Origin of the sequence: Agrobacterium tumefaciens (assembly GCF_005221385.1) — a bacterium.
Taxonomy (GTDB): Bacteria; Pseudomonadota; Alphaproteobacteria; order Rhizobiales; family Rhizobiaceae; genus Agrobacterium; species Agrobacterium tomkonis.
On sequence record NZ_CP039903.1, the window covers coordinates 2,151,237 to 2,175,852 of the forward strand.

Annotated in this window: 33 protein-coding genes and 1 tRNA gene; 12 read left to right on the forward strand and 22 right to left on the reverse strand. The window is 57.1% G+C overall.

The window, feature by feature from the left end; all coding sequences use genetic code 11:
* Positions 1 to 250 precede the first annotated feature (250 nt).
* Together CFBP6623_RS10785 and CFBP6623_RS10790 are read left to right on the forward strand one after the other, a co-directional pair.
* Positions 251 to 1,255 carry a LysR family transcriptional regulator gene (locus CFBP6623_RS10785; RefSeq protein ID WP_046797851.1) on the forward strand — a complete coding sequence of 335 codons (1,005 nt, stop codon included), beginning with the start codon at positions 251 to 253 and terminating at the stop codon, positions 1,253 to 1,255.
* A gap of 102 nt (positions 1,256 to 1,357) precedes the next feature.
* On the forward strand, positions 1,358 to 1,819 hold the full coding sequence (locus CFBP6623_RS10790; protein ID WP_046797850.1) for a hypothetical protein: 462 nt from the start codon (positions 1,358 to 1,360) through the stop codon (positions 1,817 to 1,819).
* Between the two features lie 52 nt (positions 1,820 to 1,871).
* Here CFBP6623_RS10790 and CFBP6623_RS10795 read toward each other — a convergent pair whose 3' ends face one another.
* Positions 1,872 to 2,147 (reverse strand): hypothetical protein, encoded by a 276-nt coding sequence (locus CFBP6623_RS10795; protein WP_046797849.1) that lies wholly within the window; start codon positions 2,145 to 2,147, stop codon positions 1,872 to 1,874.
* Positions 2,148 to 2,398: 251 nt separating this feature from the next.
* The gene (locus CFBP6623_RS10800; protein WP_046797848.1) at positions 2,399 to 2,905 is read right to left on the reverse strand and encodes a MarR family winged helix-turn-helix transcriptional regulator; all 507 of its coding nucleotides are present in this window, start codon (positions 2,903 to 2,905) and stop codon (positions 2,399 to 2,401) included.
* A 520-nt stretch (positions 2,906 to 3,425) separates the two neighbouring features.
* Between CFBP6623_RS10800 and CFBP6623_RS10805 the strand changes: the two genes are divergently transcribed.
* The 9 genes from CFBP6623_RS10805 (at position 3,426) to CFBP6623_RS10845 (ending at position 8,279) form a co-directional block, all read left to right on the forward strand.
* Positions 3,426 to 3,502, forward strand: a tRNA-Arg gene (locus CFBP6623_RS10805).
* Between the two features lie 130 nt (positions 3,503 to 3,632).
* A complete protein-coding gene (locus CFBP6623_RS10810) occupies positions 3,633 to 4,976 on the forward strand; it encodes a DUF6602 domain-containing protein (protein ID WP_080841925.1) in 1,344 nt (447 codons plus the stop codon).
* Between the two features lie 374 nt (positions 4,977 to 5,350).
* On the forward strand, positions 5,351 to 5,590 hold the full coding sequence (locus CFBP6623_RS10815; RefSeq protein ID WP_080841924.1) for a hypothetical protein: 240 nt from the start codon (positions 5,351 to 5,353) through the stop codon (positions 5,588 to 5,590).
* 74 nt (positions 5,591 to 5,664) lie between these two features.
* Positions 5,665 to 5,859: a hypothetical protein gene (locus CFBP6623_RS10820; RefSeq protein WP_080841923.1), complete on the forward strand. Its 195-nt coding sequence runs from the start codon at positions 5,665 to 5,667 to the stop codon at positions 5,857 to 5,859.
* 1 nt (position 5,860) lies between these two features.
* Entirely contained in the window at positions 5,861 to 6,169 is a 309-nt protein-coding gene (locus tag CFBP6623_RS10825; protein WP_080841922.1) for a hypothetical protein, read from the forward strand.
* The gene (locus CFBP6623_RS10830) at positions 6,166 to 6,474 is read left to right on the forward strand and encodes a hypothetical protein (protein ID WP_137002525.1); all 309 of its coding nucleotides are present in this window, start codon (positions 6,166 to 6,168) and stop codon (positions 6,472 to 6,474) included. The genes CFBP6623_RS10825 and CFBP6623_RS10830 overlap by 4 nt, the downstream gene beginning before the upstream one ends.
* Before the next feature lie 63 nt (positions 6,475 to 6,537).
* On the forward strand, positions 6,538 to 6,783 hold the full coding sequence (locus CFBP6623_RS10835) for a BrnT family toxin (RefSeq protein ID WP_080842519.1): 246 nt from the start codon (positions 6,538 to 6,540) through the stop codon (positions 6,781 to 6,783).
* Complete coding sequence (locus CFBP6623_RS10840; protein WP_080841921.1) at positions 6,783 to 7,106, forward strand: BrnA antitoxin family protein; 324 nt, start codon at positions 6,783 to 6,785, stop codon at positions 7,104 to 7,106. The genes CFBP6623_RS10835 and CFBP6623_RS10840 overlap by 1 nt, the downstream gene beginning before the upstream one ends.
* 120 nt (positions 7,107 to 7,226) lie before the next feature.
* Complete coding sequence (locus CFBP6623_RS10845; RefSeq protein WP_080841920.1) at positions 7,227 to 8,279, forward strand: sensor histidine kinase; 1,053 nt, start codon at positions 7,227 to 7,229, stop codon at positions 8,277 to 8,279.
* Between the two features lie 112 nt (positions 8,280 to 8,391).
* On the opposite strand, the gene CFBP6623_RS10850 is transcribed toward CFBP6623_RS10845, so the two are convergent.
* The 6 genes from CFBP6623_RS10850 to CFBP6623_RS10875 all read right to left on the reverse strand — a co-directional run bounded on the left by CFBP6623_RS10850 (position 8,392) and on the right by CFBP6623_RS10875 (position 11,626).
* Positions 8,392 to 8,715, reverse strand: coding sequence for a phage holin family protein (locus CFBP6623_RS10850; RefSeq protein ID WP_080841919.1), 324 nt, complete (start codon positions 8,713 to 8,715; stop codon positions 8,392 to 8,394).
* A 135-nt stretch (positions 8,716 to 8,850) separates the two neighbouring features.
* The gene (locus tag CFBP6623_RS26785; protein WP_167379138.1) at positions 8,851 to 9,096 is read right to left on the reverse strand and encodes a hypothetical protein; all 246 of its coding nucleotides are present in this window, start codon (positions 9,094 to 9,096) and stop codon (positions 8,851 to 8,853) included.
* A complete protein-coding gene (locus CFBP6623_RS10860; RefSeq protein ID WP_080841917.1) occupies positions 9,096 to 9,737 on the reverse strand; it encodes a M15 family metallopeptidase in 642 nt (213 codons plus the stop codon). The genes CFBP6623_RS26785 and CFBP6623_RS10860 overlap by 1 nt, the downstream gene beginning before the upstream one ends.
* A gap of 44 nt (positions 9,738 to 9,781) precedes the next feature.
* Positions 9,782 to 10,942, reverse strand: a complete 1,161-nt coding sequence (locus CFBP6623_RS10865; protein WP_080841916.1) for a phage late control D family protein — start codon at positions 10,940 to 10,942, stop codon at positions 9,782 to 9,784.
* A gap of 2 nt (positions 10,943 to 10,944) precedes the next feature.
* Entirely contained in the window at positions 10,945 to 11,157 is a 213-nt protein-coding gene (locus CFBP6623_RS10870; protein ID WP_080841915.1) for a tail protein X, read from the reverse strand.
* A gap of 4 nt (positions 11,158 to 11,161) precedes the next feature.
* Positions 11,162 to 11,626, reverse strand: coding sequence for a phage tail protein (locus CFBP6623_RS10875; RefSeq protein WP_080841914.1), 465 nt, complete (start codon positions 11,624 to 11,626; stop codon positions 11,162 to 11,164).
* A gap of 62 nt (positions 11,627 to 11,688) precedes the next feature.
* Between CFBP6623_RS10875 and CFBP6623_RS10880 the strand changes: the two genes are divergently transcribed.
* Positions 11,689 to 12,306 carry a hypothetical protein gene (locus CFBP6623_RS10880; protein ID WP_080841913.1) on the forward strand — a complete coding sequence of 206 codons (618 nt, stop codon included), beginning with the start codon at positions 11,689 to 11,691 and terminating at the stop codon, positions 12,304 to 12,306.
* Here CFBP6623_RS10880 and CFBP6623_RS10885 read toward each other — a convergent pair.
* The 14 genes from CFBP6623_RS10885 to CFBP6623_RS10945 all read right to left on the reverse strand — a co-directional run bounded on the left by CFBP6623_RS10885 (position 12,303) and on the right by CFBP6623_RS10945 (position 24,613).
* The gene (locus tag CFBP6623_RS10885; protein ID WP_233282611.1) at positions 12,303 to 14,525 is read right to left on the reverse strand and encodes a phage tail tape measure protein; all 2,223 of its coding nucleotides are present in this window, start codon (positions 14,523 to 14,525) and stop codon (positions 12,303 to 12,305) included. The two genes, CFBP6623_RS10880 and CFBP6623_RS10885, sit on opposite strands and share 4 nt — an antisense overlap.
* A 52-nt stretch (positions 14,526 to 14,577) precedes the next feature.
* Positions 14,578 to 14,847 (reverse strand): phage tail assembly protein, encoded by a 270-nt coding sequence (locus CFBP6623_RS10890; protein ID WP_080842516.1) that lies wholly within the window; start codon positions 14,845 to 14,847, stop codon positions 14,578 to 14,580.
* Positions 14,848 to 14,922: 75 nt separating this feature from the next.
* Positions 14,923 to 15,435, reverse strand: coding sequence for a phage major tail tube protein (locus CFBP6623_RS10895; protein WP_080841912.1), 513 nt, complete (start codon positions 15,433 to 15,435; stop codon positions 14,923 to 14,925).
* Between the two features lie 12 nt (positions 15,436 to 15,447).
* Positions 15,448 to 16,914, reverse strand: a complete 1,467-nt coding sequence (locus CFBP6623_RS10900) for a phage tail sheath subtilisin-like domain-containing protein (protein ID WP_080841911.1) — start codon at positions 16,912 to 16,914, stop codon at positions 15,448 to 15,450.
* A gap of 125 nt (positions 16,915 to 17,039) precedes the next feature.
* A complete protein-coding gene (locus CFBP6623_RS10905) occupies positions 17,040 to 17,609 on the reverse strand; it encodes a hypothetical protein (RefSeq protein ID WP_080841910.1) in 570 nt (189 codons plus the stop codon).
* Between the two features lie 9 nt (positions 17,610 to 17,618).
* Positions 17,619 to 18,644, reverse strand: coding sequence for a hypothetical protein (locus CFBP6623_RS26790; protein WP_175415495.1), 1,026 nt, complete (start codon positions 18,642 to 18,644; stop codon positions 17,619 to 17,621).
* A gap of 61 nt (positions 18,645 to 18,705) precedes the next feature.
* Positions 18,706 to 18,879, reverse strand: coding sequence for a hypothetical protein (locus CFBP6623_RS26795; protein WP_167379137.1), 174 nt, complete (start codon positions 18,877 to 18,879; stop codon positions 18,706 to 18,708).
* A gap of 9 nt (positions 18,880 to 18,888) precedes the next feature.
* On the reverse strand, positions 18,889 to 21,153 hold the full coding sequence (locus tag CFBP6623_RS10915) for a hypothetical protein (protein WP_080841909.1): 2,265 nt from the start codon (positions 21,151 to 21,153) through the stop codon (positions 18,889 to 18,891).
* 12 nt (positions 21,154 to 21,165) lie between these two features.
* A complete protein-coding gene (locus CFBP6623_RS10920) occupies positions 21,166 to 21,831 on the reverse strand; it encodes a phage tail protein I (RefSeq protein ID WP_080841908.1) in 666 nt (221 codons plus the stop codon).
* Complete coding sequence (locus CFBP6623_RS10925) at positions 21,828 to 22,775, reverse strand: baseplate J/gp47 family protein (protein WP_232370396.1); 948 nt, start codon at positions 22,773 to 22,775, stop codon at positions 21,828 to 21,830. Before CFBP6623_RS10925 ends, CFBP6623_RS10920 begins: the two co-directional genes overlap by 4 nt.
* A gap of 2 nt (positions 22,776 to 22,777) precedes the next feature.
* Positions 22,778 to 23,155 (reverse strand): GPW/gp25 family protein, encoded by a 378-nt coding sequence (locus tag CFBP6623_RS10930; RefSeq protein ID WP_080841907.1) that lies wholly within the window; start codon positions 23,153 to 23,155, stop codon positions 22,778 to 22,780.
* Positions 23,106 to 23,303: a hypothetical protein gene (locus tag CFBP6623_RS10935; RefSeq protein ID WP_080841906.1), complete on the reverse strand. Its 198-nt coding sequence runs from the start codon at positions 23,301 to 23,303 to the stop codon at positions 23,106 to 23,108. Before CFBP6623_RS10935 ends, CFBP6623_RS10930 begins: the two co-directional genes overlap by 50 nt.
* Positions 23,304 to 23,312: 9 nt before the next feature.
* A complete protein-coding gene (locus CFBP6623_RS10940; protein WP_080841905.1) occupies positions 23,313 to 23,867 on the reverse strand; it encodes a phage baseplate assembly protein V in 555 nt (184 codons plus the stop codon).
* The gene (locus CFBP6623_RS10945; protein ID WP_080841904.1) at positions 23,867 to 24,613 is read right to left on the reverse strand and encodes a hypothetical protein; all 747 of its coding nucleotides are present in this window, start codon (positions 24,611 to 24,613) and stop codon (positions 23,867 to 23,869) included. The genes CFBP6623_RS10940 and CFBP6623_RS10945 overlap by 1 nt, the downstream gene beginning before the upstream one ends.
* Positions 24,614 to 24,616 lie beyond the last annotated feature (3 nt).

Sequence of the window (24,616 nt, forward strand, 5' to 3'; positions counted from 1 at the left end):
CTCTCCCTTGAACCCTTCTCTGGTGCCCGCTTGCTGCGGCGCACCATGAAATTCATGCCGTCAGAGGAAGGAGCCGCGTTCGGCCCGTCCCGATCTCGCAGCTGCGAAATGGAACAGATGCCGCTCCTCCCCGGCATCCCGCAAACTGTTCTGAATCCATATAACTGTCAAATAGAATATATCGGCTTACCTATATCAATTATGCTATATTAAATCGATACAATAACCGATGAGGGGTATAAAACGGCGAATGAGCAACCAGAAAGTGTATGAGCAGACGCAAACAACAGACGCGCTTTTCGTCTTTGAAGACAACCCGCTTCTGCGCGCCGGATTGAAGATGAGCCATCTGCGCATGCTGGTCATGATCGAGGAGCACGGGCAGGTCAGCGCCGCGGCAGCCGCCATGAACATAACACAGCCGGCGGCCTCGCGCATGCTTTCCGAAATGGAAGCCATCGTCAAAAGCCCGCTCTGTCAACGGGCCTCGCGCGGCGTGGTGCTGACGAAATTCGGCGAGGCGCTGGCGCGGCGGGCGCGCACCATCTTGCTGGAACTGCGCGAGGCGAGCCGCGAGCTTAACCAGATGAAATCCGGCAGCGGCGGCTCGGTCTATATCGGCGCCGTCACAGCACCTGCCATCAGCCTTGTGGTTCCCGCCATCAAGCGGGCGACGGACACCTATCCCGGCATCGAGATCAACGTGCAGGTGGAAAGCAGCAATGTGCTGGCCCGGGAATTGCTGGCCGCGCGTCACGACTTCATCATCGGCCGCATCCCTGACGATTTCGACCCCGGCCTGTTTTCCATCCATGAAATCGGCATCGAGCGCGCCTGTCTGGTGGTCGGCGAAGGCCACCCCCTGCTTGGCGGCGAGCCGGTAACGCTGGGCGATCTTTCCGCTTACGATTGGGTTTTCCAGCCGCCGGGCGCCCTGCTGCGCAGAACGATGGAAGACGTGTTCCTCACCCATGGCGTGGGTATGCCGCGCAATATCATCAACACGCCGTCCATGCTGCTGACACTTGCGCTGATCTGCAACACCAATGCGATTGCGCCGATCGCCCAGGACATGGCCGAATTCGTGACAGGCCAGCAGGCCGACATCGGCCGCACCCGCATCCTGCCGACGGATTTCGAACTTGTGGTCAAGCCCTACAGCATCATCACCACCAAAGGCCGCGTTTTGCCGCCCAGCGCCCGGCTGCTTTACGATCTGGTCCTGGATGAAAGCCGCAAGCTGACCGGCCCATGATGACAGGCCGTCACGAGAGGCCCGCAACGACGTGGAAAGCCAGACGCCACCTTCATCTTATAAACAGGCCGGATTTACGGGCCGGCGCAGGGGAACAGCCGCATGCTTTTCGGACAATCCGTCTTCCAGTCGGTCGTCGAAAGACTGAAGCAGGAAAGAGAAGAAGAAGCCGCGGAACCGCCGCCGCCGGTCAACCACCGCATCGCCGGTTTCAACTCCGGTTTTGTCGTCAGCTCACCTTCTGCTGCACCGCAACCGGGAAACGGCGGCCTCGACGCCTATTTGGCCTTTCTGGCCGATCCGGCGCCACCGCCTGAACCCCAGCCGGAACCAGAGCCGGAACCCATGCCGGCCCATCTCGAAAAGACTTCGCTCGCGGATGTGTCAATGGAACTGGCGATCCATGAAACCGACACCGCGGCAACGCTTGCGGAAAAACGCCGCGCCTTCGCCCGCCTCAACCACCCGGACGGAGTGAAACCGGAGTTCCGGCACAATGCGACCCTGCGCATGACGGCGGCAAATCTGCTGATCGACCAGGCGATCCGGATGCTGAAAACCTAAATCATGAAATGGAATGCAAGGCCGGCAGCGCCTGCCGCAGCATATGCCGATGTCAGCCAGCGTCGTTTTTGTCGACGGGCGCGTTATCGGCGGGTTCGTCTGGCGCAGACTTGTCCGCTCCACCCTTGGCCGCATCATTGACGCTCACGGGTTTGAATTTCACCAGCAGCTCATAGGCAGCATAGGCGGCGATGCCGCCGACGATCGTTCCCCAGAAAAACTCGCGATTGACGAATTCGATCACAGCCCAGGCCGCGCAAAAGCCAACGATCAGCAACCTGACCCACAAAGGGCGATAAAGCGGATGGCTGGTATCGATGTTCAGCATGGCGTTCCCGTTTCCGGCCTTTTCCGGCCCACCGAACTCTTACGGCATCGGGTGACCAAAGGCATATGCAGGTCGTCTTGGCCGTTTCACAGGAAAATTGCAACGCAAATCGAGCCGCCACCAATCAGGCTGTCGTGAAAATACCGGAAGGGCAAATCCCCATGCACGGCCCAGCGGGCCGAAAAACCGGCACGACCCGCACTTTTCGGGTCGTCGCCTCTCCAGAGCGGCCCCATCGCCGATAGCGGCGTTCAGCCCCGCAGACGCCCAAGCAGCGACAGCAACTGGTCGCGGGCTTTCTTGCCGCCAATCCTGTCGATCAGCTTTTCCTCACGGTCGCGCCATGAATCGGAAAGGCTGTCGAGAAGGCGGCTGCCTTCCTCGGTCATGTCGAGAAAATGAACACGCCTGTCCTCTTCCGACCGGCGACGGACAAGCAGCCCCTTCTCTTCCATGCTGTCAACGATCGCGACAAAATTGGCACGCTGGATACCGAGCGCTTCCGCCACATCGCTTTGTTTCAGGCCAGGATTGCCACCGACAATGACGAGAACGGAAAAATCGGCCGGTCGCAATCCCCGTTCTGCCAGCACATCGGAAAACCCGTTTGCCACGGCAAGTTGCGAGTGTCGCAAATGATAGCCGATCGCCGTCGTCAACAATCCATAGTCAATCGCTGTAAGATGCACCGGCTGCACTCCGTCGCTTTCGGCCTTTTCCGCCCGCGGCCCGTTGCTATGTGCCAATCGCAAAGCCATCCGATCCCCCGCTTGATTCGTTCCTTTACCCTGCCGAAATCATAACCGACAACGTTCCAAAACTGTATCCCAAATAAATGTAGATGATACTAATATTGTATAATAATTTGACAGTTAATCCGCAAAACCCCAAATCCCACTTCCAGGCCGCCATCTGAAGACCGAGAAAAATATGACTATTTACCCGCCGATTTTGAGGGTATGGCACCACCTGCCGCGCCGTGTTTGAAAGGCATTGCACCAATCTCGCCACCTGCTCATGATGACGGCAAAACAGCTGCCGGATCAGGCGATAACATACTACTTATAGGGGAAACCCGATTTCAACAGAAAAAGCAATACGCCAAACGACGCATTGTTTCCCCACCCCCCACAAAGGCATAGGCACCCCGCAACAAATCGCGTCTCACCCCGGCAGAAAAACAGGTGCCGTTTCGCAAATCTCTGATTTTTAGACATTGATGCGGAAAGAAAGCTGGGGTATGAACCAACCGCTGCACGCGATTCAAGCGTGACCGCTGCACCCGTAGCTCAGCTGGATAGAGTGTTGGATTCCGATTCCAAAGGTCACAGGTTCGAATCCTGTCGGGTGCGCCATATTTTCCGGGCCTTTCTCGCATATTGGTTACCCCCGAATAATTTTACAGGAAGCATATAGGAAGCAGCTTGCTTTCCTGATGCAAAATTTTCGTTAGAGACTACAAAACCAGCGAGCGCCGAAAAAACTATGGCAAAAGATGAAGATAAAAGCCGAATGGATTTTTTGCGCGCGAGCCTCCGCGCCAAAGCAGAACGGGCTATCGCTCAGAGGTCCAAGGACCGGGAATTTCATGGGCTGGAACGAGAGTTCCTTTATTATCAAGCCCAGATGCTCGCCGACTACCAAAGATCGAAGGACGTTAAGCACCCCCGCGACCTTGGCCAAATCCGCGAAACAATCCTCCGAAGATTTTTAAGCGAGAGCGGTTATCTTCCAAAACAGTACGGAGTTTCAGAGCGAAGTGTAAGGGTAGTTTCCCCAACGGGACATATCAGCAAAGAGATCGACATTGCGCTTTTCGATCCGAAAGAGTCCCTAACCCTGATGAACAGAGAAGACGTCTATGAAGTGCACCCAATTGAGAGCGTTTATGGGGTCATACAAGTCAAGTCCAACCTGAGTAAGAAGGAACTGACTTCGGCGTTAGATAATCTTGCATCATTCAAAAACCTTGCCCGCCCTCGCAATGAAAATCTCGGCGGCATCAGATTTACCGAATCGACAAAATCGGAACGCGGATTTGCTGTCCTATTCGCGTTCACGACAGACTTGGACTGGGACAGCATCACAGCAGCCCTGAAAGATTTTGGCGACAAAAACCCCAGGCATAGCCTTCCGAACGCGATAGTCGTACTGGACAGAGGAGCGTGGAGATACGGTGATGAAACCGGTGGATATATCCTAAATCCTTATCTTGAAAGAATCGAAGAACTCAAAATTTACGGGCAACCCGACTACGACGGACTTTCCTTGTATTCGTTTTATGCGTGCCTAATTATGCTTTTGCGACACACCTACGTATGGCCGGTCGCGGTCGAGTCGTATTTTCGATTGCCCTTAATTTCAGCTGATAAGTCCTACGAATTCACCTACGGCCAATTTGCAGAGGTGGGCGTATGTCAGAAGCACGGCGATTTCGCCCGCAAAATAAGTTCCGAAAATTTGGAAAAGATTGTTGAGGCATGTAGCGCCAGCGAGCCTGTCAACTGGACGAAGGTCCTAGATGCAGCGTACGGTCACCAGCACGATGAAGAGGTTTCTAGGCGACAGGGAGGTGATGTGCGGGTCTTTAATCCCGAAAACCGTCCATTGAGCGAAATCCTCTTAGTTGAAACTTCCTACGGCGACAAAACATTCCAATCCCCGTCGTTCGAGTCCATCAGAACCGGTGGAATGGATATTTGGCTGCCGCATGTTTATGCGTCCGAATTGGGTTTAATTTCCGGCTGTCCCAAGTGCGCCCAACTGTCTCGAACAGCGCAAAAGACGAGAGGACACAGGACTAAGGCACCAAGCAAACGCAACACTTAAGCAGCTTGGGAAGCTCGATCTATCGCTACGATTTCAACACGCTAGGGGTAAAACTCGTCTTTTCGTGTCGAAATTCTCTCAATGTTTTCAATAGCGCTGTAAAACTTTACGAGCGCAGGAACCGCAATCCTTTTCGTTCCAAAACCTTTAATTCATGCTATGGAAATTCCTAGGCAAGCGGGCGCTCGGTTGGCGCGCTGGCACAAATCCCCGGTGGAAACGAAGACACAAGTTCCGGGTGGAAACATGAGATGGTTCGACTCCATCCCGCTCGCCGGTTATCTCCATCAATCTCCCAATCAGGACGGAAATCCATCGTCTTGACTCTCTTCTAAAATGAGAACATTTATAGAACAAACGAGAGAGCAAGAGATATGTCTGACGCTGAAAAAATCATCGTAGTACAGTTCAAAAAGGGACGCGGGGGCATTGTGCCGGGCGACATGCGACCTGCAACCAGCCAAGCATCCGCAGAAAAAATTGCAAGCGCCATGGCACCGCGTCATATCGGCGTTGCGGCATACGCTGTTACCGTGGACGAAGAAAGCGGCAGCATGGCCAACCCTCGCCTGCTGGTCCAGCACGGCCAAATTGCCGACCTTATGCCAGACTGATTTACCGGCGCGGGGGCGCGCGCCTTTTTCACGACAGGGGAAACTTTGCGGCTCTGAAACAGGAGATTGGAAACGTGCGCCCGAATGCAACCAAACAGCCGGACGATATCGCGGCCTATGTCATCCAGTGCCATGACGGCGATGCTGTTGCCGCCGTGGAAACGCTGCTGGACGAAATCAACCATCTGCAAAATCAACTATCCATCGCCGTCGTAGCCATGGGCCGGGGATATACGCGCGGATGGAAGCCGAGCGCCGAGCGGGAATGACATGCGCCACCGTCGCGGCATCGATCTAACCGGCGGCAACAACGACAATATGCCGCCGAAGCCGACAGGCATCTTCGTGCCGCAGCGCGACCACTCGGCGACCTTGGCCGATTTGCCGCAATGGTATGTCGTCGGCGCGCAATGCTGGCGCAGCAAACACGTCGGCATGTTGGACAGGTGGGCGCTACAGCGCCGTTATGGAAAATTCCGGCCAATCATATCCATGGAACCGCTGTTGCGGTGCCTTGGCTGCGGCAACCGTGAGAAAAACAGCTTTGTTCTGGCGCGCACAAAGAGGGACTGGCCATGAGCTATGAACCGCAGCCCGGCACCTACGGTTATTTATGGGCAGAATGCTACACCGTGACGGCCTATTGCGACCCATGCAACCGCGTCGTCAAAGTCGATCTGGAGAAAATGCCACCCGAGCAAAGCTTTATTAACAGGCGCTGGAGGTGCGAGTATTGCCATGGGTTGGGACAAGCCAACTTAAGCCCGGATCATTCGCCAACAGACTCACCAGCTGCCAAACAACGCGATATCGAGCGGACGCGAAGAATAGAAGTTCTGGCGCAGCGGATGACAGCCACAAGCGGACGAAGCGGCGCGACCTAAATCAATATTTTTTGTATGTACAAAAATCTTGCGCATGCAGGCTATTTAATGTACATACAAAATATGAAAATCACTTACGACGAAACGAAGCGGCTGACGAACATCGAGAAACACGGTCTAGACTTCGCCGATCTGACGATTGAGTTCTTTGCAGGCTCAATCGTCCTTCCAGCCAAGGAAGACCGCTTTATGGCCGTAGGCGAGTTTCAGGGCCGTATCATCATTGCGGTGGTGTTCCGCCCGTTAGGTTCGCAGGCTCTGTCCGTCATTTCCATGCGGCCAGCCAGCGCCAAGGAAAGGAGGCTCTAATGCCCGTAAAATTTTCTTCGAAACGCCCCCTCAAGAATGAGGAAGAGGCAGAAATTCAGAAAATGATTGCGTCCGACCCGGACGCCCCCGAAGCCACGGATGAAGATATGGCGCAAGCAAAGCCATTCCGCGAGGCTTTCCCCGATCTTGCCAAGAGCATTGATCGGGAGATTGCGCGCCGTGGTAGGCCGAAGGCGGATGCACCAAAGATGCCGGTTACGATCCGTCTTGATCCTGACTTGGTGGAACATTACAGGGCGATGGGCAAGGGATGGCAGTCACGCCTCAATAGCGATCTGCGAAAGCTATCCGGTCTTCGCTAGGAGGTGTCGGCTAAGATATCACCCTCGTTACTGGATTGCACTGTTGTAGAAACTGTTGTTCTCTATTCCAAGGGAGTTCTTGTCGGCGAAAGAGGGGACGCCGTATTGTGGCGGGACGAGATGAGAGAAAACCAACTAGAGAGATTTCTAGGTGATGTTAGTGCAGTACAGCCCGGCCACGATGCGGCGGCCTTCCTTGCGGCCATCGTTGAATCCTCCGACGATGCGATCGTCAGCAAGTCGCTAGACGGGATCATCACCACTTGGAATTTGAGCGCAGAGCGTCTGTTTGGCTACACGGCGACTGAAGTAGTGGGACGACCGATCACCATACTTATTCCAGAGGACCGATTGGACGAAGAGCCAGCTATTATTGCTCGCATCAAGGCGGCGGAGCGGGTTGACCATTTCGAAACGGTGCGCCGCCGCAAGGACGGTACGCTTATCGACATATCTCTCACGATCTCGCCAATCAGGGGCAGCGACGGCAAGATTGTGGGCGCGTCCAAGATTGCTCGTGATATCTCCGAGCGGAAACGGGTGATAGAGCAGCAGGGTATGTTGTTGCGGGAGATGCATCACCGGGTAAAAAATCTTTTCGCAATTACCAGCAGCATCATAACACTGGCGGCCCGCACCGCGAGCACGCCGGAGGAACTTGCCGAAGGCATGAAGAATCGCCTGATATCTTTATCGCATGCTCACCAAATGACATTGCCCAGCTTCAGCGGCGGGGTTTCATCCGCGGATCAAAACACCACGTTTTTTACGCTTCTGACACATCTGCTTTCTCCGTTTGAGGGGAGAGACACGCGGCGATGGCACCTGCACGGCGACGATACTCACATCAGCGCGGACCGGTTAACCAGCCTTGCCTTGTTGTTCCATGAATACGCTACCAATGCCGTTAAGTACGGCGCGCTTTCGGCTTCGGAAGGGCGGCTGGACATCACGCTCACGTCTGCGCCGGACTGTTTCCAGATCATGTGGCTGGAGTCGAACACGATGCCAGAGCCCGACGCAGGGAGCAAAGAATCAGGCTTCGGCACGACGCTGGAGAAAATGTTGATACGAGCCTTGAATGCTCAGGTGTCGAGGGAGTGGCAACCGCATGGGCTTCTGATCAAGCTCACTCTTCCGCGCGACGCGTTCGGGATTCCAGACCCATCATAAAAGCGGCGATTGGAGCGAGAAATTAGAATGTCATTCCCGACGCAAGCGCCAGAAACGCAAAAAGCCGCCCGGCGCGAACCGGACGGCTTTTGACTATGTAGTACCGGATAGATCAATCGGCCATGCGCCGGTCAACCCATTTGAGGATGATCGCTTCGACACCGCGCGGCCCAAGATAAGCCAGAAGCGCAATCAGGCCGGTAGAGATTGTTTGCCCGAAGCTGAAATATGAGGCGGCACTTTCGCCGATGACCGCCATACCTATCGCCACCGGCAATTCCCAAAACAATTCGATGCCGAAGAATTTGCGGCGGCCCTTTCGGGCCTCATTGCCGTGCCACATCGCCCGCCCGAGTACGGCTGCGAAAAGAGTGGTAAAGGCACCACCAAGCCATGCATTCACCAATTCGATGAAAGAGGTGTATTTCTCCGGCATCAGTCGGGCCTTCCGCAATAGAGGGCATAACGTCCGCGATGCCGGGCGATATCAACGGCGGCGCTCCGGTCGTGGGTGACAAGATAGGTGTTTGTTTCCGGGCGCGGGTTGATCGGCACAAGCAAATCGCAAGGCTCAATCGCCTTCACGGTCGGGCTGCATGCAACCGCCGAGAAGCCCGCACAAATCAAAATCGTCAGCTTGCAAAGCGCCTTCATCGATCTTCTGTCCGTCTTTGAGAATAGTGATACGGTCATCCTGGAGTCCGACCGCGACTTCGGCTTTTCCTGCCCCCTTGCCGACAAAGTAGGCGGGCGCAGCCATGAGAGCGGCACCGATGACGATGCCGCCCCCGATCAATGCAGCGTCAAAAAACCGCATCAGAGTTTCCGCCACGCCAGATAGACGGAGATACCGACGATGAAGACGGCGATTGCCATTCGCGCCCATTCCCCTGAGGAAAGCTCGCCCTGCTGCGCCGAGACAACCTCAACAGCCTTCGTCAAAGGCTCCTGTCCGACCGGAACGGCGGTGCTGATGCCACCGCCCAAGATCGCCAGCGCCTTGGACTTGGCCTGCGTCTCGGTTTCAGCGATATATTTCTTGCCAGCGACCGGCCCAGCAGAAGGGTATTGTTTCCACGGCAACTGGAAGTGCGGGCCATCCTTGAAGGACTTCCAGTCACCACCCCATTCCAGCGGAATGCCAAGTTCCTTTGCCGCCTGTTTCATGGCCTTGGCGAGCTTGGCATAAAGCGGCCAGTCCCAAACCACGCTACCGCCGACCAGCGCGGCCAGATCGACCGCATGACTGTAACCGTTCGCGGCCTTCAAATGGCGGCTGTTCATCGTCTTGGAAGCGCCCGTCGCCACCATTTCCTTTTGTTTTGCCAGCGTCCGCACGCCTTCCGTCACCACGAAATCAATGTCGGTGATCTGAATGGCGCGCTTCACAACGCGCACGAGGTCAGGATGCACGCCGTCAAGGCGCGCAAGGCTGCGTTGGGAAAGCACGTAACCCATTATAGTCTCCAAATTTTCAAGGGGGATTGTCGGCTGGATGCCGGTTAGTTCTCGTCCGTCCGCCCGAAGCGGCGCGGCGTCAGGAAAGAGGAAGGCGTGGCCGGAGTTCCGGGCGCACTGTTGGGGGCAACCTTGCCGGTTGCTTTCGAGGCGTCCGAAGTGGCATTGGCACCGCCGTTTTCCGTTCCGGCCGATTTTTCGGTTGCGGATTTGCCATCGTAGAGCCTGCCCGAAACCGCCACTTCAAGACCGCCGGTTTTCATGTAGGCCGTTTTCGCCGTCTTGATGATGTAAGGCACACCGTCCACGCCGGGGCGGACATTGGCGAACAACAAGGGCAAGCCTGCATCAATCCCCGCATCGCCAATAACGGTGACAGAAACCGAGCCTTCGCCGCGCTGCAATTCCTTGGCCTTGGCCCGCGCGGCCTTGTCGGCTTCGGCGGGCGATGCATAGGGTTCCGGCAAACGATAAACGCTATCGCCGTCTGCGTCCGCATCGGCGTCGATTTCCACCCGTTCGGCCTTGTCGGAATCCTGATAGTACGCCACGACCTTGCTGTATTTCGTACGGTCGTTGATTTCGACTTTCAGGCTTCCGACCTTGATTTTCTCGGGCGTCAGGATGATCGAGCCGAGCGGCGCACCCGACGCAGAAAGACCGGAGCCGAGCCGGGTGAAAATCAGGCGCTTTTGCTTGACGGCGAAAAGACCGTTATGCCGTTCCGCAAGCCGCCGCAGGAAATTGATATTGCTTTCGTCCTGCTGCGCCAGCCATTCATATTGGAAGTCCGCAAGGTCTTCATCAACGGCGGGGCTTAACCCGCTTTCGTTGGCGATCTGTGACAGGATATCGCCTAGCTTCGTTTTATCCCATGACCTTTCCTGCCGCTCTTTCAGCTTTCCGCTGCGAAGGTCCGCAGCCCTGCCAGAGATCGACATTTTATAAGGCAGGCAATCGACATTGACTTTGTCCGCAGTGAAGACGCCTTTCAGCACGAGATCATCACCGAAACCCATCTTGACCGAAATGATTGCACCCTTACGCGGGATCGCAAGAAAGTTCGGCGGGCCGTCATTCAGTTCAATATCCACCGTGTCGGATTTCATGCCCTCTTCGTCAGTGACGGTCAGGGAGAGCAAACGCTCATAGAAATGGCCTGCCACCGGCACGCCGTCGATACTCACTTCCACGCGCGGTTTCATGGTCAGTCCCAAAGGCTGGTCAACGGCTTGGCCGTGCTGGTGGCGGGTATGTCCGGCATGGTGATTTTCGTGCCGAGAGGAAGAACAGGCCCGAGCGCGGCAAGACCCGGATTGGCATCAATAACGGCTTCGACCACTTTGGCCGTGCGCCCATAGAAAGCGAGGCAGGCGAGATCAACAGTCTCGCCCTGCCGTGTGGTGTAAATTGTCGCCATGTGGTCACCGGAACAGTTCAGACAGGAAGGATGCAGCCCGATCCACAAGACCGCCCGCACTTGGCAATGTGCCGGAGCCAGAGCGCTTGAGCGTGATGGAATAGGCGTTACGCCCGGCCTCGCCACGGCGGTTAATGTAGCTGCGGTCCTCTTCCACGGACTGCACCGTAAACATACCTTGGATGACACCCTGCGCCGCATCACCGGTCACAAGCATCATCTCCGTTCCCGCCATGGATGCGGCAATGATACCGTCAAGCTGCGATTGCCCGCCAAACTCTTCGGGAAAAAGAACACCCGAAATTGTCACTTCGTCGGAAGTCGGGCCGGTCCATTGCTGCTGGTTAAGGGTTTGGCCGACAGGCATATCCACCCAAGGGGTGTTCACCTTGCGCTTGACGCCCTGATATCCAAAACCCAAACCCTCGAAGGCGAAGCCTCCGAGCATCATTGATGTGTGACCAGCCATAGGGACTCCAAAAGTTTCGAATTTCGCTGTAAGCGATCTATGGGCTTCCAAGGGGGAAAGAGATGAAACGAATAGTTTTTTTAGTGGCAGGGCTTCTAATCACCAGCACGGGAGCACACGCCAGCAACCTTTACTGCGCCGCTTACGAGGCCGAATATGAAAAGAACAAAGGTAAAACCTTCAGCGACATGTCCGCCGACTACAGATCAGCCACGACTTTTTTGTTTGGAGCGTACTTGGCGGTGACCAAGCAAACGCCAGCGACGGTCGACAATACGGATTTCAACAAATACCTCTTTGCAGTCTCAGCAAGCTGCAAAGCGACGCCGAAGCAAGCGATTATGGATGTAGGTTTGCAAGAGATTGCTAAATGGAAACCACGAAAGACGTCACGATATTCCGAGATATCGTTGATCGACCTGAAGTTAGACATCCAAAAAATGGCAGGACAAGAGATCGAAACCCAAGCAAACGTCCAGATATTCGGCGACATGGGAATGCTCCAAGATGGAATGATGGACGCAAATCCCTTGCCTCTTGACTTTAAGAAGGTGCCGCGAGACCAACGAAAAAAGTTACTGGAACAATGCAGCATGGGTTGCCGAGCCACAGTGCAAGGCAAGGTGGGAAATGTAATGTTTCAGAACGGCATCGTAGCGGACGCCGTTCTCATTGATTAATCGCTAAACAACCCTTCCGTACCTGCGGCAATCTGGCTGCCGAGATCGGTAGCCGCCGCCGCTATTGCCTCCTTGGAGTCGGCAATACCGGTTATGGTGGCGGTCGCATATACCGTTACGTTCGGCGGCTGCGGGTTGACAATACGCACATCCTGCGTGGCAGTTGGCCTCGTCATTTCAGATAGCGAGGCGGCATCGATCCTCACGGACTTGATACCAAGATCATCGGCAGTTTTTCCGGGCAAGTTTTCCGTGCTGCCGCCAAAACCGTTCGCGCGCGCAGCCCTCGCCGCATCCAACGCAAATTGTGTCGAAACTGAGGGCGGCGCTGGATCGGTGGGCAGGGATGAGAAGAAGCTGCCTATAGCGTGGAGAGCATCTTCGACACCCGGCAACAGTGCTTTTCCTTGGCTGTAGGGTGTGTTGCCGGAATAGGCTGCTTTGCCCAATTCGTAGGCCCCGCCAGCGGCAGCACCATACACCCCCATGCGAGCAAGCCCCAAGAGGATGGAAGACCATCCACCGGCAGCGCCGCCCACAGCCGCGGCAGTAGCTGCTGTTGCCGCCCCAGTTCCGGCAGCAGCAGCGGGCGTACTACCGCCAACAATAGCAGCAATTCCCCCCGCGACTTTAAGCGCCCCGAGCAATGTGCTTGCTCCAGACAACACAAACAGCGCCGCCGCCAACTTTCGAATGGTGCCAGCCAACATGGAAATACCCATGCCCCACGCAAAAAGCTGGAAGCCATAACCAGACATTTCCGCAAAAAACTTGGCGATAGGGTTATCCTTTATCGCATCGTTCAATTCGCGGATGGATGCGCCCCACTCCTTCGCCCGCATGAAGATTGCACCAATGCGGTCGGCGGCGTTCGGATCGACAGGACCAAGCAACAGGTCGCCGAGATCGTTCATGAACTCCTTCATGCCGCCGGTATAACCGAAGCCCTGCGCAAATCCCTTCGTGAAATTCGTGATCTGGTCGAAGATCGTCACGCGGTTGCCGAGCGTGTCCAGCACCTCACCGATGCCCTGCGCGCCCTCGCGGATGGTCGGCAACATGCTGTCGCCGATTTCCTCGAAGACATTGGAAATCTTGTTCCCAAGCAGGTCCAGAACGTTTTGCGTGGTGCTGGCGCGCTGGATGTACTCATTGAATGCCGAGCCTGCGTATTTCGTGCGGTCGGCCACGCTGTCCAGCGCTTGATCCAAGAGCTTGATATTGCCAACCAGCGGCATGAAGGCGCGGGCTTCGTCGCCGAAGAATTCGGACAGCAAGGAAACCTGCTTATCCTTCGGCGCTTTCGCAATCGCCGTCAGCACCTTGCGCATGGTGCCTTTCGCGTCTTTCTGCATATCCTTGGCGATGGAGGGCAGATGCAGCCCTAGCGCCTTGGCCGCGTCCCGTTGCGACTTTTGGGCAAACTCGCCTTTCGTCAGTCTACGGATGACGTTCAACATGGCGGTTCCCGCCGTGCTGGCATCCGAACCGGCGGAGATCATGGCGCTACCCATGGCCGCAAGTTCTTCTTTTGCGAAGCCGCCCATTTCACCGAAGGAGCCGACCCGCAACATGAACTCGGTCACGTCCTTGGCCTTGGACGCCATGTTGTTCGACAGATGGTTGATGGCATCGGCCATGTCGCCGGTTTCCGCGACCGTCAAACCAAGCTGCGTTTTCAGCTTGGCAAGGCTTTCGCCTGCCTCACCTGCGCCGAGATCGAAGGCGATGCCGACGCGCGCCGCCATTTCCGCGAAACTTTGCAAGTCTTCGGTCGCGATACCGCTTTCACCTGCGGCAGCGAACAGCGCGGCAATGTCATTTGCGGCGAGCGGGATTTCGCCGGACATGCGCCGGATGCTGCGGCGCATGTTTTCAAACTGTTCGTCATTGGCTTCGACCACCTTTTTCACGTCTGCAAATGCAGACTCGAAACTGATGGCTGCGCCCGCCGTCGCCTCGAAGCCACGCGTGACGCCGAAGTAACCAGCGCCGAGCGCCACGGCCTGCCCGATCAAACCGCGCATGGGGGCGAAGGCAGAAACAGATTGCGCCCGCAGGCCGTCCAGCGACCGCGTGATGTGCTTCGCGCGGGCAGACACATCATCAAGGAGGGAGACGCGAAGAGTGCTTTGCTGGACAGCCATGGTCATTCTCTCATGATTTTCCGGTACTCCTTGCAGGTGTTGAAATATGCAAGGAGCTTTCGGGCGGGCCATCGCTCAATGACGTCGAGCGATGTTTTTGCAGTATCGGCGACGCAGACGGCGACTAGCCGCCAGTCGTGTTCGTCGGGTCGTTTCCCAAGAGTGGTTTTGTCTTGGCGACGATGATTTTAAAGTCGTTGCCCTTGATCTTTTTGAAGGCAGGCAGCGGAACATCGGAAATGAGGGCCAGCAGCGTGACCATCTGGCCGATGCCAGGAGAAGAGCTATCCGCCAACAGGAGGTCGCCGACTTCCGGTTCACGGAACGTCAGTTCGGAATAGGTCTTGCCATCATGCTCCACCGGCTTGGCAAGCGGTACATTTACGGAATCCATGGTGTCACCTGAAAAAATGGCCCGCATCACGCGGGCCGGATTGGAAGGAATGGAGAGTGAAGGGAGGGCGAGCCGCTACAGCAGCAAGGCGTTGCGGATATCGCCGAACTGCGAGACGCCGCCGACTTTGAAATCGAAATCGTCCATCTCGTAGATTTCTTCGCCGTCGATTTCGAGCTTGTAATAGTTCACGTCCACGCCGTAGTCGTTTTCGGAAAGCTCGCCCGGCTTCCACGTGCCGGCATCGGGTTTGAAGACCCTGCCGCGAATGGTCATCACCGCGCTATGCGTGGTGCCGTCCTCGTCCACCAGTGCGCCGGTAATCATGAAGGGCGTTTCCGTACCGATCTTGATACCGTGCAGCTTCAAAATCTGCGGGTCCATGCCCGGCATCTTGAAGCTGAATTCCAGCGCGTTGTAACCGAGATGGACCTTGCGGGCCTTGATCATCCCGGCATTGCGGACATCCTCGCGGACGGCTTCGGGAACCGGCGGTGTGATATCGCCGATCTGCCCGAGCTTGCTTTGACGGTCGGCCCACAGCATGCAGTTCCGCAGGATGTAGGCCGGGAGAGTTTTTTGCGCCATGTGAAAAGCTCCTTACGCGGCGACCGAGAGCGCGCCGATTTCGATTGCCCCGTTCACCTCGTCAATCAGCAACTGATACCGGACGATTGGATTGCGATGGGTAGTGATGTGGATTTGCTCCATCAGACCGACCGGCTCGAACTCCACACCCAGCAGGGTCTTGCCGTTGACCATAAGCGTCGGATCATTCTGGGACGACAGCCAGACGCTACCGCCGAGAATGTCTTCGTTGTTCGTGAAGACACGCATAGCCGCGTTACCGTCTTCGATGAGCATTTTGAAATTGCCCTTCCGAGTCTTGCGATCCACATGCAAGAAATAGAGGTCTTCAAGGGCTTCATTGACCATATCGGCGGTGGCGCGCACGCTGTCGAACTGCCACAGCGGATCATCAATTGCGAGACGGCTACCCCACGTCCTGAAACCGCCGCGCTCATTGATGATCGTGGCGACCTGATTTTCGTTCAGGTAGTTGCTGTCATCGGGATAGGAGATCGTCCGCGCCACGCCGTCGATGGTACGAATGATCTTGTTCGACACCGAACCGGAGAAACCTTCCGACGATGCGACGACACGTGCGCGGACGCCAGCGAAGACGGCGGCAACAGGCTTGGTCACTGGCACGCCGTTGACGTTCTTGATCACCTTCGGGTCGATGATGAGGATGCGCCCGCCGTTAACCGTCTGACGGAAGCGCACGGCTTCGGCGTCGGTCGTGTTCGGCCCGGAGATATAGGCGCGCGCGCGGATTTTCGGGGTGATGGCATTCAGCGCCGAAACGAAGGGGTTCGCCACGTCACCGACATTGGCGGTGGCGGTCGGCAGCACCTTGCCAGCATCCGCCCCGCCGCCCGTGAAGGTCAGGGCAGGCGCTTGCGACATTTTCTTGCCGGGCGTAACGACCTTGACCGAAACAACCTTGTCGGCGTCAGCCCCGGTCCCCATCACGGCTTCCAGCGTCGGCAACACCTTGCCGGGATCATTGCCGCCGCCCGTCGCGGTTACGACCGGCGCTTCCGTCAGGTTGTCGCCCTGCGAAGTCAGCGATACCGAAACAACGCCGTCTTCAATCCACGCGCCGGTATCTCCGGCAGTGATGATGACACGCGGCTGATAGCCGGTCAGGGCCTTGGCGCGGAGTGCGGAATAGATGCCAGTCCGGGCCACGGGATCGCCGATGAGGTTGTTTTGCAGCGTTGCCGGGTCGGCGCTGTCGGGGACACGGTTGACGATGCACCAAGAGCCGCCTTCATCGAAAATAGTGGTAAGGTCTTGCAGCAGGGTTCCCGCTGCGCCGAGCGCCGCCGCCGCCGTCAACGACCGAACCATGGTCGGATAATCGAGAGGAAAGGCGGCAGGGTCCGCGTCTGGTGCGATGCCGTTGACGAAGGTAATTCCGCTGCGGGTCACGCCTGCGATTGCTGGGGTGTCGGCGCTTTCTACAAGCTTGACGCCATGATGATAGGACAGGTCAACCATTCTGCTGGTCTCCTTTGAAGGTTCCAAATTTTGAAGAAGGGTTCCGGCTCAAACCCGGAGATGAGGAAGCGCCCCCGCCGATGGCGGCGGGGTGTATTTTCAACAGTTCAATGGCCGGTCTGGCGTTAGGCGATTTCCGCTTGTCGCCACATTGCGTCAACCTGCGTTTCAGTCAGGCTGAGTGCAGCGGCAATTAGCAGAAGTGTCGGGTGAGAGCGTTCGAAATTGCCAGTAGAAGACCACTCGATTTTCGCTTCTTCCTTGGCAAGACCTTCCGGCATTGCGGCGATTGCAGCTTCCACCGATTCTACGGAAATGCCGTTCCTAACGAGGGTGAGCCGAAGTTGACGGGCTGAGATGTTATTGAAAACTGCCGGTTCTGGTGGAGCGTCAACAAGCACACCGCCCTGATAGAGCGTTCCATCCGCAATATCGTCCGGGTCGGCGTCAATGCCCAAAACAATCCTGTCGTTGGGAACCATACGTGAGGGGTCTTGCTCAACGTTGGTGACTTTGAATGTCACCGGGTCGACCATCGCCCACGCGCCATAAATGGCCGTGAGGAAGTTGCCCTGTTCGTCCCATGTCGTAAGACCGTGCCGGATATCATACCAGTCGTGGCCGTCCTCATTGCTGAAGAACATGATGCCGCTCGTACTGGTGAGCTTGAAGTGTCCAAAGTTGACGATTTCCATGGGTTCACCTCAAGCGTTATGTGCCGTGATCCAGCCGCGCACCGGATCAAACAGTTGGAAGTAGCGGTAACAGAAGTGCTTCATCCAGTTGTTGCTCTCGACATAAAAGCCAGTCACCGCGCTTCCTGCTGGAGCTTCCCGCCATAAGTTGTAACTCATAGTGAATTCACCACGAGACACCCACCGGGAATTAAGGTTCGCCACGCGGTCATTAGCCCAAGCCTGACCGCGCTCGTTTGCATGAGCGTAGGCACGGTCTTCGATCCGGCTATTGATGTCACCTATCGAGCGAGACCACATCGCCCCGTCATCGGATACCCGGAATGCCCAATTCCCGTCACTTGCGACAAAGCCGATGTTGCCATCGTTATGGTGCAAGTTTCGGGTCTGATTGTTGTCGGTGTCCCGCAGATGGACCGTGGGAGCGTTGTTACTGATCTGGAGGTTGCCCGTTAAGGTGCCGCCAATCAGTTTCAAGTATCGCCCGTCAAAGAGCGTGGTAAGCGCAACCTTGATGTTTCCCCATGTCGTTTTGAACATGGTGGAAGCACCAGCCGCAACGCCAGCGAAGAAATCGCCGTCGTCAGGCGTTGCCTTGCCATTCGCCCCGGCGACGGCTGCACCCACTGTGGCGGTTGTCGTCAGCGCCGGAAGATTGGCCTGCGGCACTTTTGCATCCGGGCCGAGTGGCGCTACCCCATCCGCAACGTCTTTCTGATCGGCGCGCAGATAGTCGGCGAGCTTGGTATCAACAGCCTCCGAAGCATCCTGTATGGCGTCTTGTACGGCCTGCGCTGACGCATACCATGCAGCCTCTTTCCCACCGAGCTTGAGGGCATTCGGCGCGGTCCCGCCGACAATGATCTGGTCAATTTGCTCCTGTGCGAGCGAAATTGATTGCTGCAGGGTGGCAATCTGCGGCGCAACATTGACCTGAATGTAATCGAGTGACGCCTGCACGCCCTCTGCCATGAGGCGTTCAAATGATGCTTCCAGCTGCTCGCGGGCAGTCAGACGCTCATCAATGTCGGCCATCGTGGCATTCCACAACAGCCGGTCGATGAGCGTCTTCGGCCACGAGGGAAGCTGATAGCCGTCAGACCTCTCTGGCATAGTCAAGCACCTCGTCACCTTCCTGCTCGATGATCGCCATCACCAGCGAACCGCGCATGTTGATTTCGTTCAACGGATAGAATGTGAAACGTCCGCGCTTGACGATGCGCGAGAGTTTCACATCGTAGGATTTCTCCGGGTCGATCTTGCTAGCCATTGGAACCCCTTAAAGTGCGGCAATGAAAGCGTCCTGCACGAACGGCACGGACGCTACATTGTTGGTGGTTGCCGCAGGACGCATCCGGGCGGCATTGGCCGCAGCGCCGAGCGTGTAGGTTGAAAGATAGGTCCGACGCGCAGGCATCTGCGGATCGACAGTGATTTCGGTGCTGTCCGGGTTGACGACCGTGTTTCCGACCATGATGGCGGGTGTGAAGGCGTGCCGGGCAGGATCGAAGGAATCCAGCGTGTATTGCGTCTGAATACTTGTGCTAGAAAACCCGAATGGAAAACTCTTGCTGACGGCACGCATGCTGTTGCGGTTTCGGGCAACACGGGAAACCGCTTTCTGGTCAAGCTGGATCATCGGCTGCAAATCAGCAGTACCCATCATGACCATGCGCAATTCCACCGAAGCGGGAAGCCCGACAAGCGGGTTCGTTGCCGGGTCGCCATCATCCAGTTCCGTCCAGACGGTCGCACCGGAAGGCCGGATTTCCCATCCAAGCGCGCAACCACCCGGCACCCAACCGGCAAACAGCATGTCGATTTGCGTCATGCCGTCCGCGAGGTTCAAAGCCTGCATCGGAATGACCGTACGCGGGCTGCGATAGCGGGCGGCATTCAGCCGGAAGCAGATATCCGTTTCCGTCGATCCTTGAGCAAACGCGCCGTCTGTGGTGAGAAACTGCGTGCCGCCAGTATACTTGTTCGACCCGGAAATATGCAGCGCATGCGCGCCGGTTGTTACCGTCACGAACGCATACCGCTTTCCGCTTTCCAGCAACGTGATGGGCAATTCCACCTTGTTCCAGCCAACGGTAAGCTCCGCATGTTTCAGCATGCCTTGCGCCAGCACCGCGTCAAAACGCGGTACACCGCCGGTCGTGGTTTCCACGATGAACACATGCACATCGCCGTCGATACCGACGCGGGCAAACGACAGGTCGAGACTTGTGACCTGCATGGGCTGCGCGACGAGAAACGACTGCGCGCAGATAGAGCCGTTGATGCCAACCTCTTCGGTGACGTACTCCCAATAGGGTTCGCTATAGATTTCATACCGAAGCTGGCGAACGCCGTAAGTCTGATGGCCGGGACCGAAGTTGCCGCCGATATAGACCACTTCGAAGGTCTCGCCGCCGACATTGAGCATCTGCCCCACCCTGGAATCGCCGCCAAGGCCTGCCCACCCCGCCGCGTTTTCGCATGCGCCCATCGTCGGACCATAGGTAAGACGTACGCGGGAAGCTTCCTTGCGAACCAGCGAGGTTTCCGTATGCACCAACTGCGAAATGTTGAGCGTGGCATCAAGCGAGGTGTTTGCAATGCGCGTCACCTCGTCAAAGGCAGGCACCATGCGGCGACCACGGAAATAAATCTTGGGGTCGTCTTCGGCTTGTACCTCAAGCCGCGCCTGCGCTTCGGCTGCAAAACCGAAGCGGACGCCCTCTTCAATGCGCGCGAGCCAATCGACATGTGTCATATCCCAACGGTCGGGAATAAGGGCATCATCAAAAACATAGGCGCGCGCCTCGTCCGGCAGATCGACTTTCAACCGGGCTGCACCGATATCACGTTGCATTTGGCGAATGACGACGGGGCGCGGAATCTCGGTCAGCTTGGCCGTAATATTGACGATCTGCGTTTCAATGGTCTCGGTCCGCATGAACAGGCCGTCCAGATCGACTTCCAGCGCCGCAACACGCCCTTCCACTTCATATAGTGTCTTCACGCGGTCGCCATTGCCCGGCTCGATAGCGGTGATGCCCGCCGAGGTCAGCAGCACAAAGGCGATGCATGCGTCCGTCGATGCCACCACCGGCTTAACCGGAACCGGATTCGCTTCGCCCGGCTGCACGATCAATTCGACAACCCGGCGGATCGTCTTTGGCGTCGTGCGGTTGACGATGACGCTGGTTTCAGGATCGTCGGAAGTTTCGAACGGGCGCGTTGCCGTGTCGGTCACTTCCTTACCGCGCAGCAGGATCGCAACCCAACGCTGGTCGGAAGCTGCCGCTGGAATATAAATCTGAAGGTTCATATCGTTCGGCGCTTCATGCGCATAAACGATTTCCCCGGCGACAAAACGGCCAGCGGAAACCGTGATTTCCTGCGCCGATTTACGTGCCACCGTGAAAGCGGCCCAATGGGCGGGATAGCCGATGGCATCCAGCCAAAGACCGTCCGTCGCGGATTGCGCCTGTAAACCCATAGCTTCGAAATCCGCGTGATCGGCGATTTCAGCTTCTGCAAAGGAAGTGCGCTGCATGTGTCGTTACCCTCAATCCAGCCGCTTGCGATCCATGTAACCGCCGAAGGCATGGCTTCCGTCGATGAAAATATTGTCGTTAAAGGTGATGCCGCGCCGCCATGCGAAGGACACCGAATAGAGCGTCTCCGGTGTCTTGGCGGTCGTCATGGCGCGCTTGGCGCGGCGAATGGGTTCAAGGTTGATGGCCGTCATCGCCGCTCGCCCGAAGGCGCTGCGGCCAATCTGAAAGCGGTTCTTCGGCGCTGTCAGCGTGACGCGGACAAGGTAATGCGCAACGAATGGCTGATGCGCTATCGGGGTCCGGCCAATCACCGCCCGCCCGAAGGTGAAGCGGTTCGGATGGGCGATGCGGTCCACAATTTCCGCATCAACAAACGCAAGGTAGCGTTTCAGCCCGGCAAGCGTGCCTTTCAGCGCCGCCAAGGGAGACCCGGGATAGAGCGTTGAAACCCCGGCGCACTGCGCAATCATTTCCCGCTTGCGCTCTTCGGTCCAATCGTCAAACCAGAGATCGACCGAGTGATGCACGGCAAGCCATGGAAGGAACCGCGCAGGCGTCTGGTACGGGTCCATCAGCACCGCGTAAGGTATCGGCAAATCATCCGACATACCGGCGGCAAGCGTCTTTTCGAATGGCTCCGCCGATGATGGCAGCAACACACCTACGTCGCTCATGCCCGCACCTCGACAGTGATGTTAAGGCTGGTCATCACCGGCACCTTATAGGCGTCGGGCTGGATGACGACGGGCGCGAGGTCGCGCACCCTGATAACGCCATCACCGAAGGCCGCACCCGAAAACAGGGCTTCTGGAATTTCGCCGCCGATCAGGATTCGGGCGGTCGCCGCTGCGGTGACACGCTTTTCCGCTTCCTGCCGGACGATATCCGCAGACGGCCCGACCGCCGGAATTTCAAGGACAAGCGAGACTGCGTATTCCGTCCGCCCGGCGGCCATGACCGAGATAGCCACGGCTTCCGGCGCGCGGTTTGGGTTCGTTACCGACGCCCGGACCGTATCCAGCTCCAAGGCAGTCGGAAGCCTGCCCATCGGGCCGATGACAACAACATCCGTATCGCCGCGACGGCCATGGACAGCCCGGCCATTTACCCGAGCATCCCAAAGCCCAAGCGCCTTGTCAGCAGATTGCGGCCAAGCCGTCCACGCATCATAAAGGTAGCGACCGGCAGAACCGGCGGACGGCAGATCGTAAGACAGCAGATAACGCCGCAACAGCGCATCATCGCCCTCCATGATGGCCGCCGCATTCGCGGTTGCGGGAACCACGGTCAGGCGGACAATGTTCCGGTTTGCGGCGATAGCGTCCAGATTGGACCCCTTCGCATATGCCGCGAGAAGCGACCGGAAAGTATCATTGACGTTTTGCCGGTCCAGAAGGCGCAGGTATGACCAAGCTTCACCGACGACACCCGCCGGGTCCGTTTCGAGATCCTGCACGTCATATTCCGGTAGCGAAGGATCGACCGCCCGCAGCGTGTTCCAGAATGCGACGAAGCGCACTTTGAATTCGCTATAGAGCGTTTCGAAATCCAGCGGGCTAATCGCATCGGGCAACGGCAGGCGGGAAACATCAATCGTCGTCGGTGCGTAAATCGCCATGGTCATCTGCCCGGATAAATGACGCGGACGGTGGCACTCTCCGCAATGGAGTAATCGCCACGATGGCCGCGAGGATAATAGGTGCCGAAGATATCGAGCGCGATGACGCCACCGGCATCCGCTTGCGTCACGCGCCCGGCAGTCATGCGGAAGCGCGGTTCCCATTCAAGGATTGCGGTAGCTGCGGCGGAGTAGAGCGCAAGCACGTTCCGCCGCGTCATCTTGCTGTCAATAAAATCAGGGATATCACTGCCGAAGTTTCGGCGCATGACGCGCGAGCCTTTCGGCGTTTTCAGGATTTTGCGGATTGACTGCTGCGTATGCGGCCAGTCATTCAGCGGCGCGCCGGTCTGGCCGTTTACGCCGGTTGAGCTTGCCATGGGCGCTATCCTCTTTTTCAGGGAAAACGACATTGCCGAAGGGCGGCGCAAGCTCGCGGGCTTCGTCGTCGGTCAAGGGGATGATTTCGCCAGCCGACCGCCAGCGCCCGGCGACTTCGCAGCCGGTTCGTACCTTGTAGTTTTTCATGGGATTTCCTCAGTCCACCGCGAAGACTTTTTCCGAGGCTTCGACAATCGGCCAAAAGCCCGTAGACGAACCGCTTGAGACGTGCACCCTGTCGCCAAGCCGGGCGACACGCTTGCCGCCGTCGCCGCCAAGCTGCACGTTCGGCGATTCAACAATCACCTTCGGCGACGTAACTTTCGCCTGTCCCGCCGATGCTTCAATCACGGTATCGCCGATCTTGATATGAAACGGCGTGTCGCTGTTTTCGCGGGCGTTGTCGTCGCTGTAGGTGGAGAAATCTATCTGCGCATCGGTCATGTCGCCGTTTTCGGAAACAACATCCACCTGTTCGCCGACGCTGTAGAGGACATCGACTTTGACGCCACCGGCAGCGAGGGTTCGCGCCTTGATCCACGGCGTCAGGTAGGGCTTGCCGTCCTCCTGTTCCGACAGCTTGACGCGGTATTTCGATTTGTCGTCGCTGACTTCGGCAATCGTTCCCTTGCGCCGCCGGTTGCGGTTCCGGCGCTCAAGTTCCGCCATTCGCATATAAAGTTCTGTGATCTGGTCCACCAAACTGGCCATTACGGCGACCCCTCGTAAGGCGTGATCAACATGGCGTCGGCCTCGTCATGAATAAGACCGTATCGCCGCATTGCCGTCTGCAATTCGCTGGCATCGCCGGAAAGCTGCGCCCGGATGAGGGCAATCTTTTCGGCCATGGACGGATCATTCGGAGCAAGATCGCTTTCGCATTTGGCGAGGAACCGGGCGAAGGGCGAACCGGGATTAAGCGGTTCGCCGCGCAAAGGTTCGGCCACCATGCTCGCGGTGACTTTCAGTTGGTGCGCGGCAAGCCGCATCCCGTTTGTATCGCCGCTGATGCGCGACCGCGAAACAGATTGGAAAGAAAGGCAGAGTGAGCGGAAGATTGCCGCCCATTCATTATCGGGATCGTTGAGGGCATCGCCAGTCTGGCGAAGCGCCATATCAAGAAGAAACTCAAACGTCGCGTCCGTCGCAGGCATGCCGAGAATAACGCTTTCGTCCGTTTCGGAATCGGTGACCGCGTGCGCCGTGGCCACCCCGGACTCGAAGACGATATCGAGAAGGCCGGGAGACGACAGTGAGCGAAGCTCAAGACCGTCCGAGACCTTAGAACTGTCGGTGTAAACCGAGATAAATTGCTTGTCCTTATCCGTCCGCAATGAACCATCGGCAGCGATATCGAGTACGCCGATTTCGCTGTCCAGAACGTTCGAGCCGACAATGGTGTTTCCCTTGGTCGCCTCCACGGCGGAGATGCGGGCGGCAAAATTGATAAAGGACATGGA

Excerpts from the sequence above, each read along its gene's own strand:
- CFBP6623_RS10925 (WP_232370396.1), bottom strand. The coding sequence starts at position 22,775 with ATGGCGATTTACGCACCGACGACGATTGATGTTTCCCGCCTGCCGTTG.
- CFBP6623_RS10880 (WP_080841913.1), top strand. The coding sequence starts at position 11,689 with ATGAAACGAATAGTTTTTTTAGTGGCAGGGCTTCTAATCACCAGCACG.
- CFBP6623_RS10935 (WP_080841906.1), bottom strand. The coding sequence starts at position 23,303 with ATGAAAAACTACAAGGTACGAACCGGCTGCGAAGTCGCCGGGCGCTGG.
- CFBP6623_RS10870 (WP_080841915.1), bottom strand. The coding sequence starts at position 11,157 with ATGGCGACAATTTACACCACACGGCAGGGCGAGACTGTTGATCTCGCC.
- CFBP6623_RS10835 (WP_080842519.1), top strand. The coding sequence starts at position 6,538 with ATGAAAATCACTTACGACGAAACGAAGCGGCTGACGAACATCGAGAAA.
- CFBP6623_RS26785 (WP_167379138.1), bottom strand. The coding sequence starts at position 9,096 with ATGCGGTTTTTTGACGCTGCATTGATCGGGGGCGGCATCGTCATCGGT.
- CFBP6623_RS10810 (WP_080841925.1), top strand. The coding sequence starts at position 3,633 with ATGGCAAAAGATGAAGATAAAAGCCGAATGGATTTTTTGCGCGCGAGC.
- CFBP6623_RS10945 (WP_080841904.1), bottom strand. The coding sequence starts at position 24,613 with ATGTCCTTTATCAATTTTGCCGCCCGCATCTCCGCCGTGGAGGCGACC.
- CFBP6623_RS10930 (WP_080841907.1), bottom strand. The coding sequence starts at position 23,155 with ATGGCAAGCTCAACCGGCGTAAACGGCCAGACCGGCGCGCCGCTGAAT.
- CFBP6623_RS10875 (WP_080841914.1), bottom strand. The coding sequence starts at position 11,626 with ATGGCTGGTCACACATCAATGATGCTCGGAGGCTTCGCCTTCGAGGGT.
- CFBP6623_RS10895 (WP_080841912.1), bottom strand. The coding sequence starts at position 15,435 with ATGGCGCAAAAAACTCTCCCGGCCTACATCCTGCGGAACTGCATGCTG.
- CFBP6623_RS10815 (WP_080841924.1), top strand. The coding sequence starts at position 5,351 with ATGTCTGACGCTGAAAAAATCATCGTAGTACAGTTCAAAAAGGGACGC.
- CFBP6623_RS10860 (WP_080841917.1), bottom strand. The coding sequence starts at position 9,737 with ATGGGTTACGTGCTTTCCCAACGCAGCCTTGCGCGCCTTGACGGCGTG.
- CFBP6623_RS26790 (WP_175415495.1), bottom strand. The coding sequence starts at position 18,644 with ATGGCCGACATTGATGAGCGTCTGACTGCCCGCGAGCAGCTGGAAGCA.
- CFBP6623_RS10830 (WP_137002525.1), top strand. The coding sequence starts at position 6,166 with ATGAGCTATGAACCGCAGCCCGGCACCTACGGTTATTTATGGGCAGAA.
- CFBP6623_RS10890 (WP_080842516.1), bottom strand. The coding sequence starts at position 14,847 with ATGGATTCCGTAAATGTACCGCTTGCCAAGCCGGTGGAGCATGATGGC.
- CFBP6623_RS10865 (WP_080841916.1), bottom strand. The coding sequence starts at position 10,942 with ATGAAACCGCGCGTGGAAGTGAGTATCGACGGCGTGCCGGTGGCAGGC.
- CFBP6623_RS10825 (WP_080841922.1), top strand. The coding sequence starts at position 5,861 with ATGCGCCACCGTCGCGGCATCGATCTAACCGGCGGCAACAACGACAAT.
- CFBP6623_RS26795 (WP_167379137.1), bottom strand. The coding sequence starts at position 18,879 with ATGGCTAGCAAGATCGACCCGGAGAAATCCTACGATGTGAAACTCTCG.
- CFBP6623_RS10885 (WP_233282611.1), bottom strand. The coding sequence starts at position 14,525 with ATGGCCCGCCCGAAAGCTCCTTGCATATTTCAACACCTGCAAGGAGTA.
- CFBP6623_RS10940 (WP_080841905.1), bottom strand. The coding sequence starts at position 23,867 with ATGGCCAGTTTGGTGGACCAGATCACAGAACTTTATATGCGAATGGCG.
- CFBP6623_RS10845 (WP_080841920.1), top strand. The coding sequence starts at position 7,227 with ATGAGAGAAAACCAACTAGAGAGATTTCTAGGTGATGTTAGTGCAGTA.
- CFBP6623_RS10900 (WP_080841911.1), bottom strand. The coding sequence starts at position 16,914 with ATGGTTGACCTGTCCTATCATCATGGCGTCAAGCTTGTAGAAAGCGCC.
- CFBP6623_RS10790 (WP_046797850.1), top strand. The coding sequence starts at position 1,358 with ATGCTTTTCGGACAATCCGTCTTCCAGTCGGTCGTCGAAAGACTGAAG.
- CFBP6623_RS10800 (WP_046797848.1), bottom strand. The coding sequence starts at position 2,905 with ATGGCTTTGCGATTGGCACATAGCAACGGGCCGCGGGCGGAAAAGGCC.
- CFBP6623_RS10785 (WP_046797851.1), top strand. The coding sequence starts at position 251 with ATGAGCAACCAGAAAGTGTATGAGCAGACGCAAACAACAGACGCGCTT.
- CFBP6623_RS10795 (WP_046797849.1), bottom strand. The coding sequence starts at position 2,147 with ATGCTGAACATCGATACCAGCCATCCGCTTTATCGCCCTTTGTGGGTC.
- CFBP6623_RS10905 (WP_080841910.1), bottom strand. The coding sequence starts at position 17,609 with ATGGAAATCGTCAACTTTGGACACTTCAAGCTCACCAGTACGAGCGGC.
- CFBP6623_RS10850 (WP_080841919.1), bottom strand. The coding sequence starts at position 8,715 with ATGCCGGAGAAATACACCTCTTTCATCGAATTGGTGAATGCATGGCTT.
- CFBP6623_RS10920 (WP_080841908.1), bottom strand. The coding sequence starts at position 21,831 with ATGAGCGACGTAGGTGTGTTGCTGCCATCATCGGCGGAGCCATTCGAA.
- CFBP6623_RS10915 (WP_080841909.1), bottom strand. The coding sequence starts at position 21,153 with ATGCAGCGCACTTCCTTTGCAGAAGCTGAAATCGCCGATCACGCGGAT.
- CFBP6623_RS10840 (WP_080841921.1), top strand. The coding sequence starts at position 6,783 with ATGCCCGTAAAATTTTCTTCGAAACGCCCCCTCAAGAATGAGGAAGAG.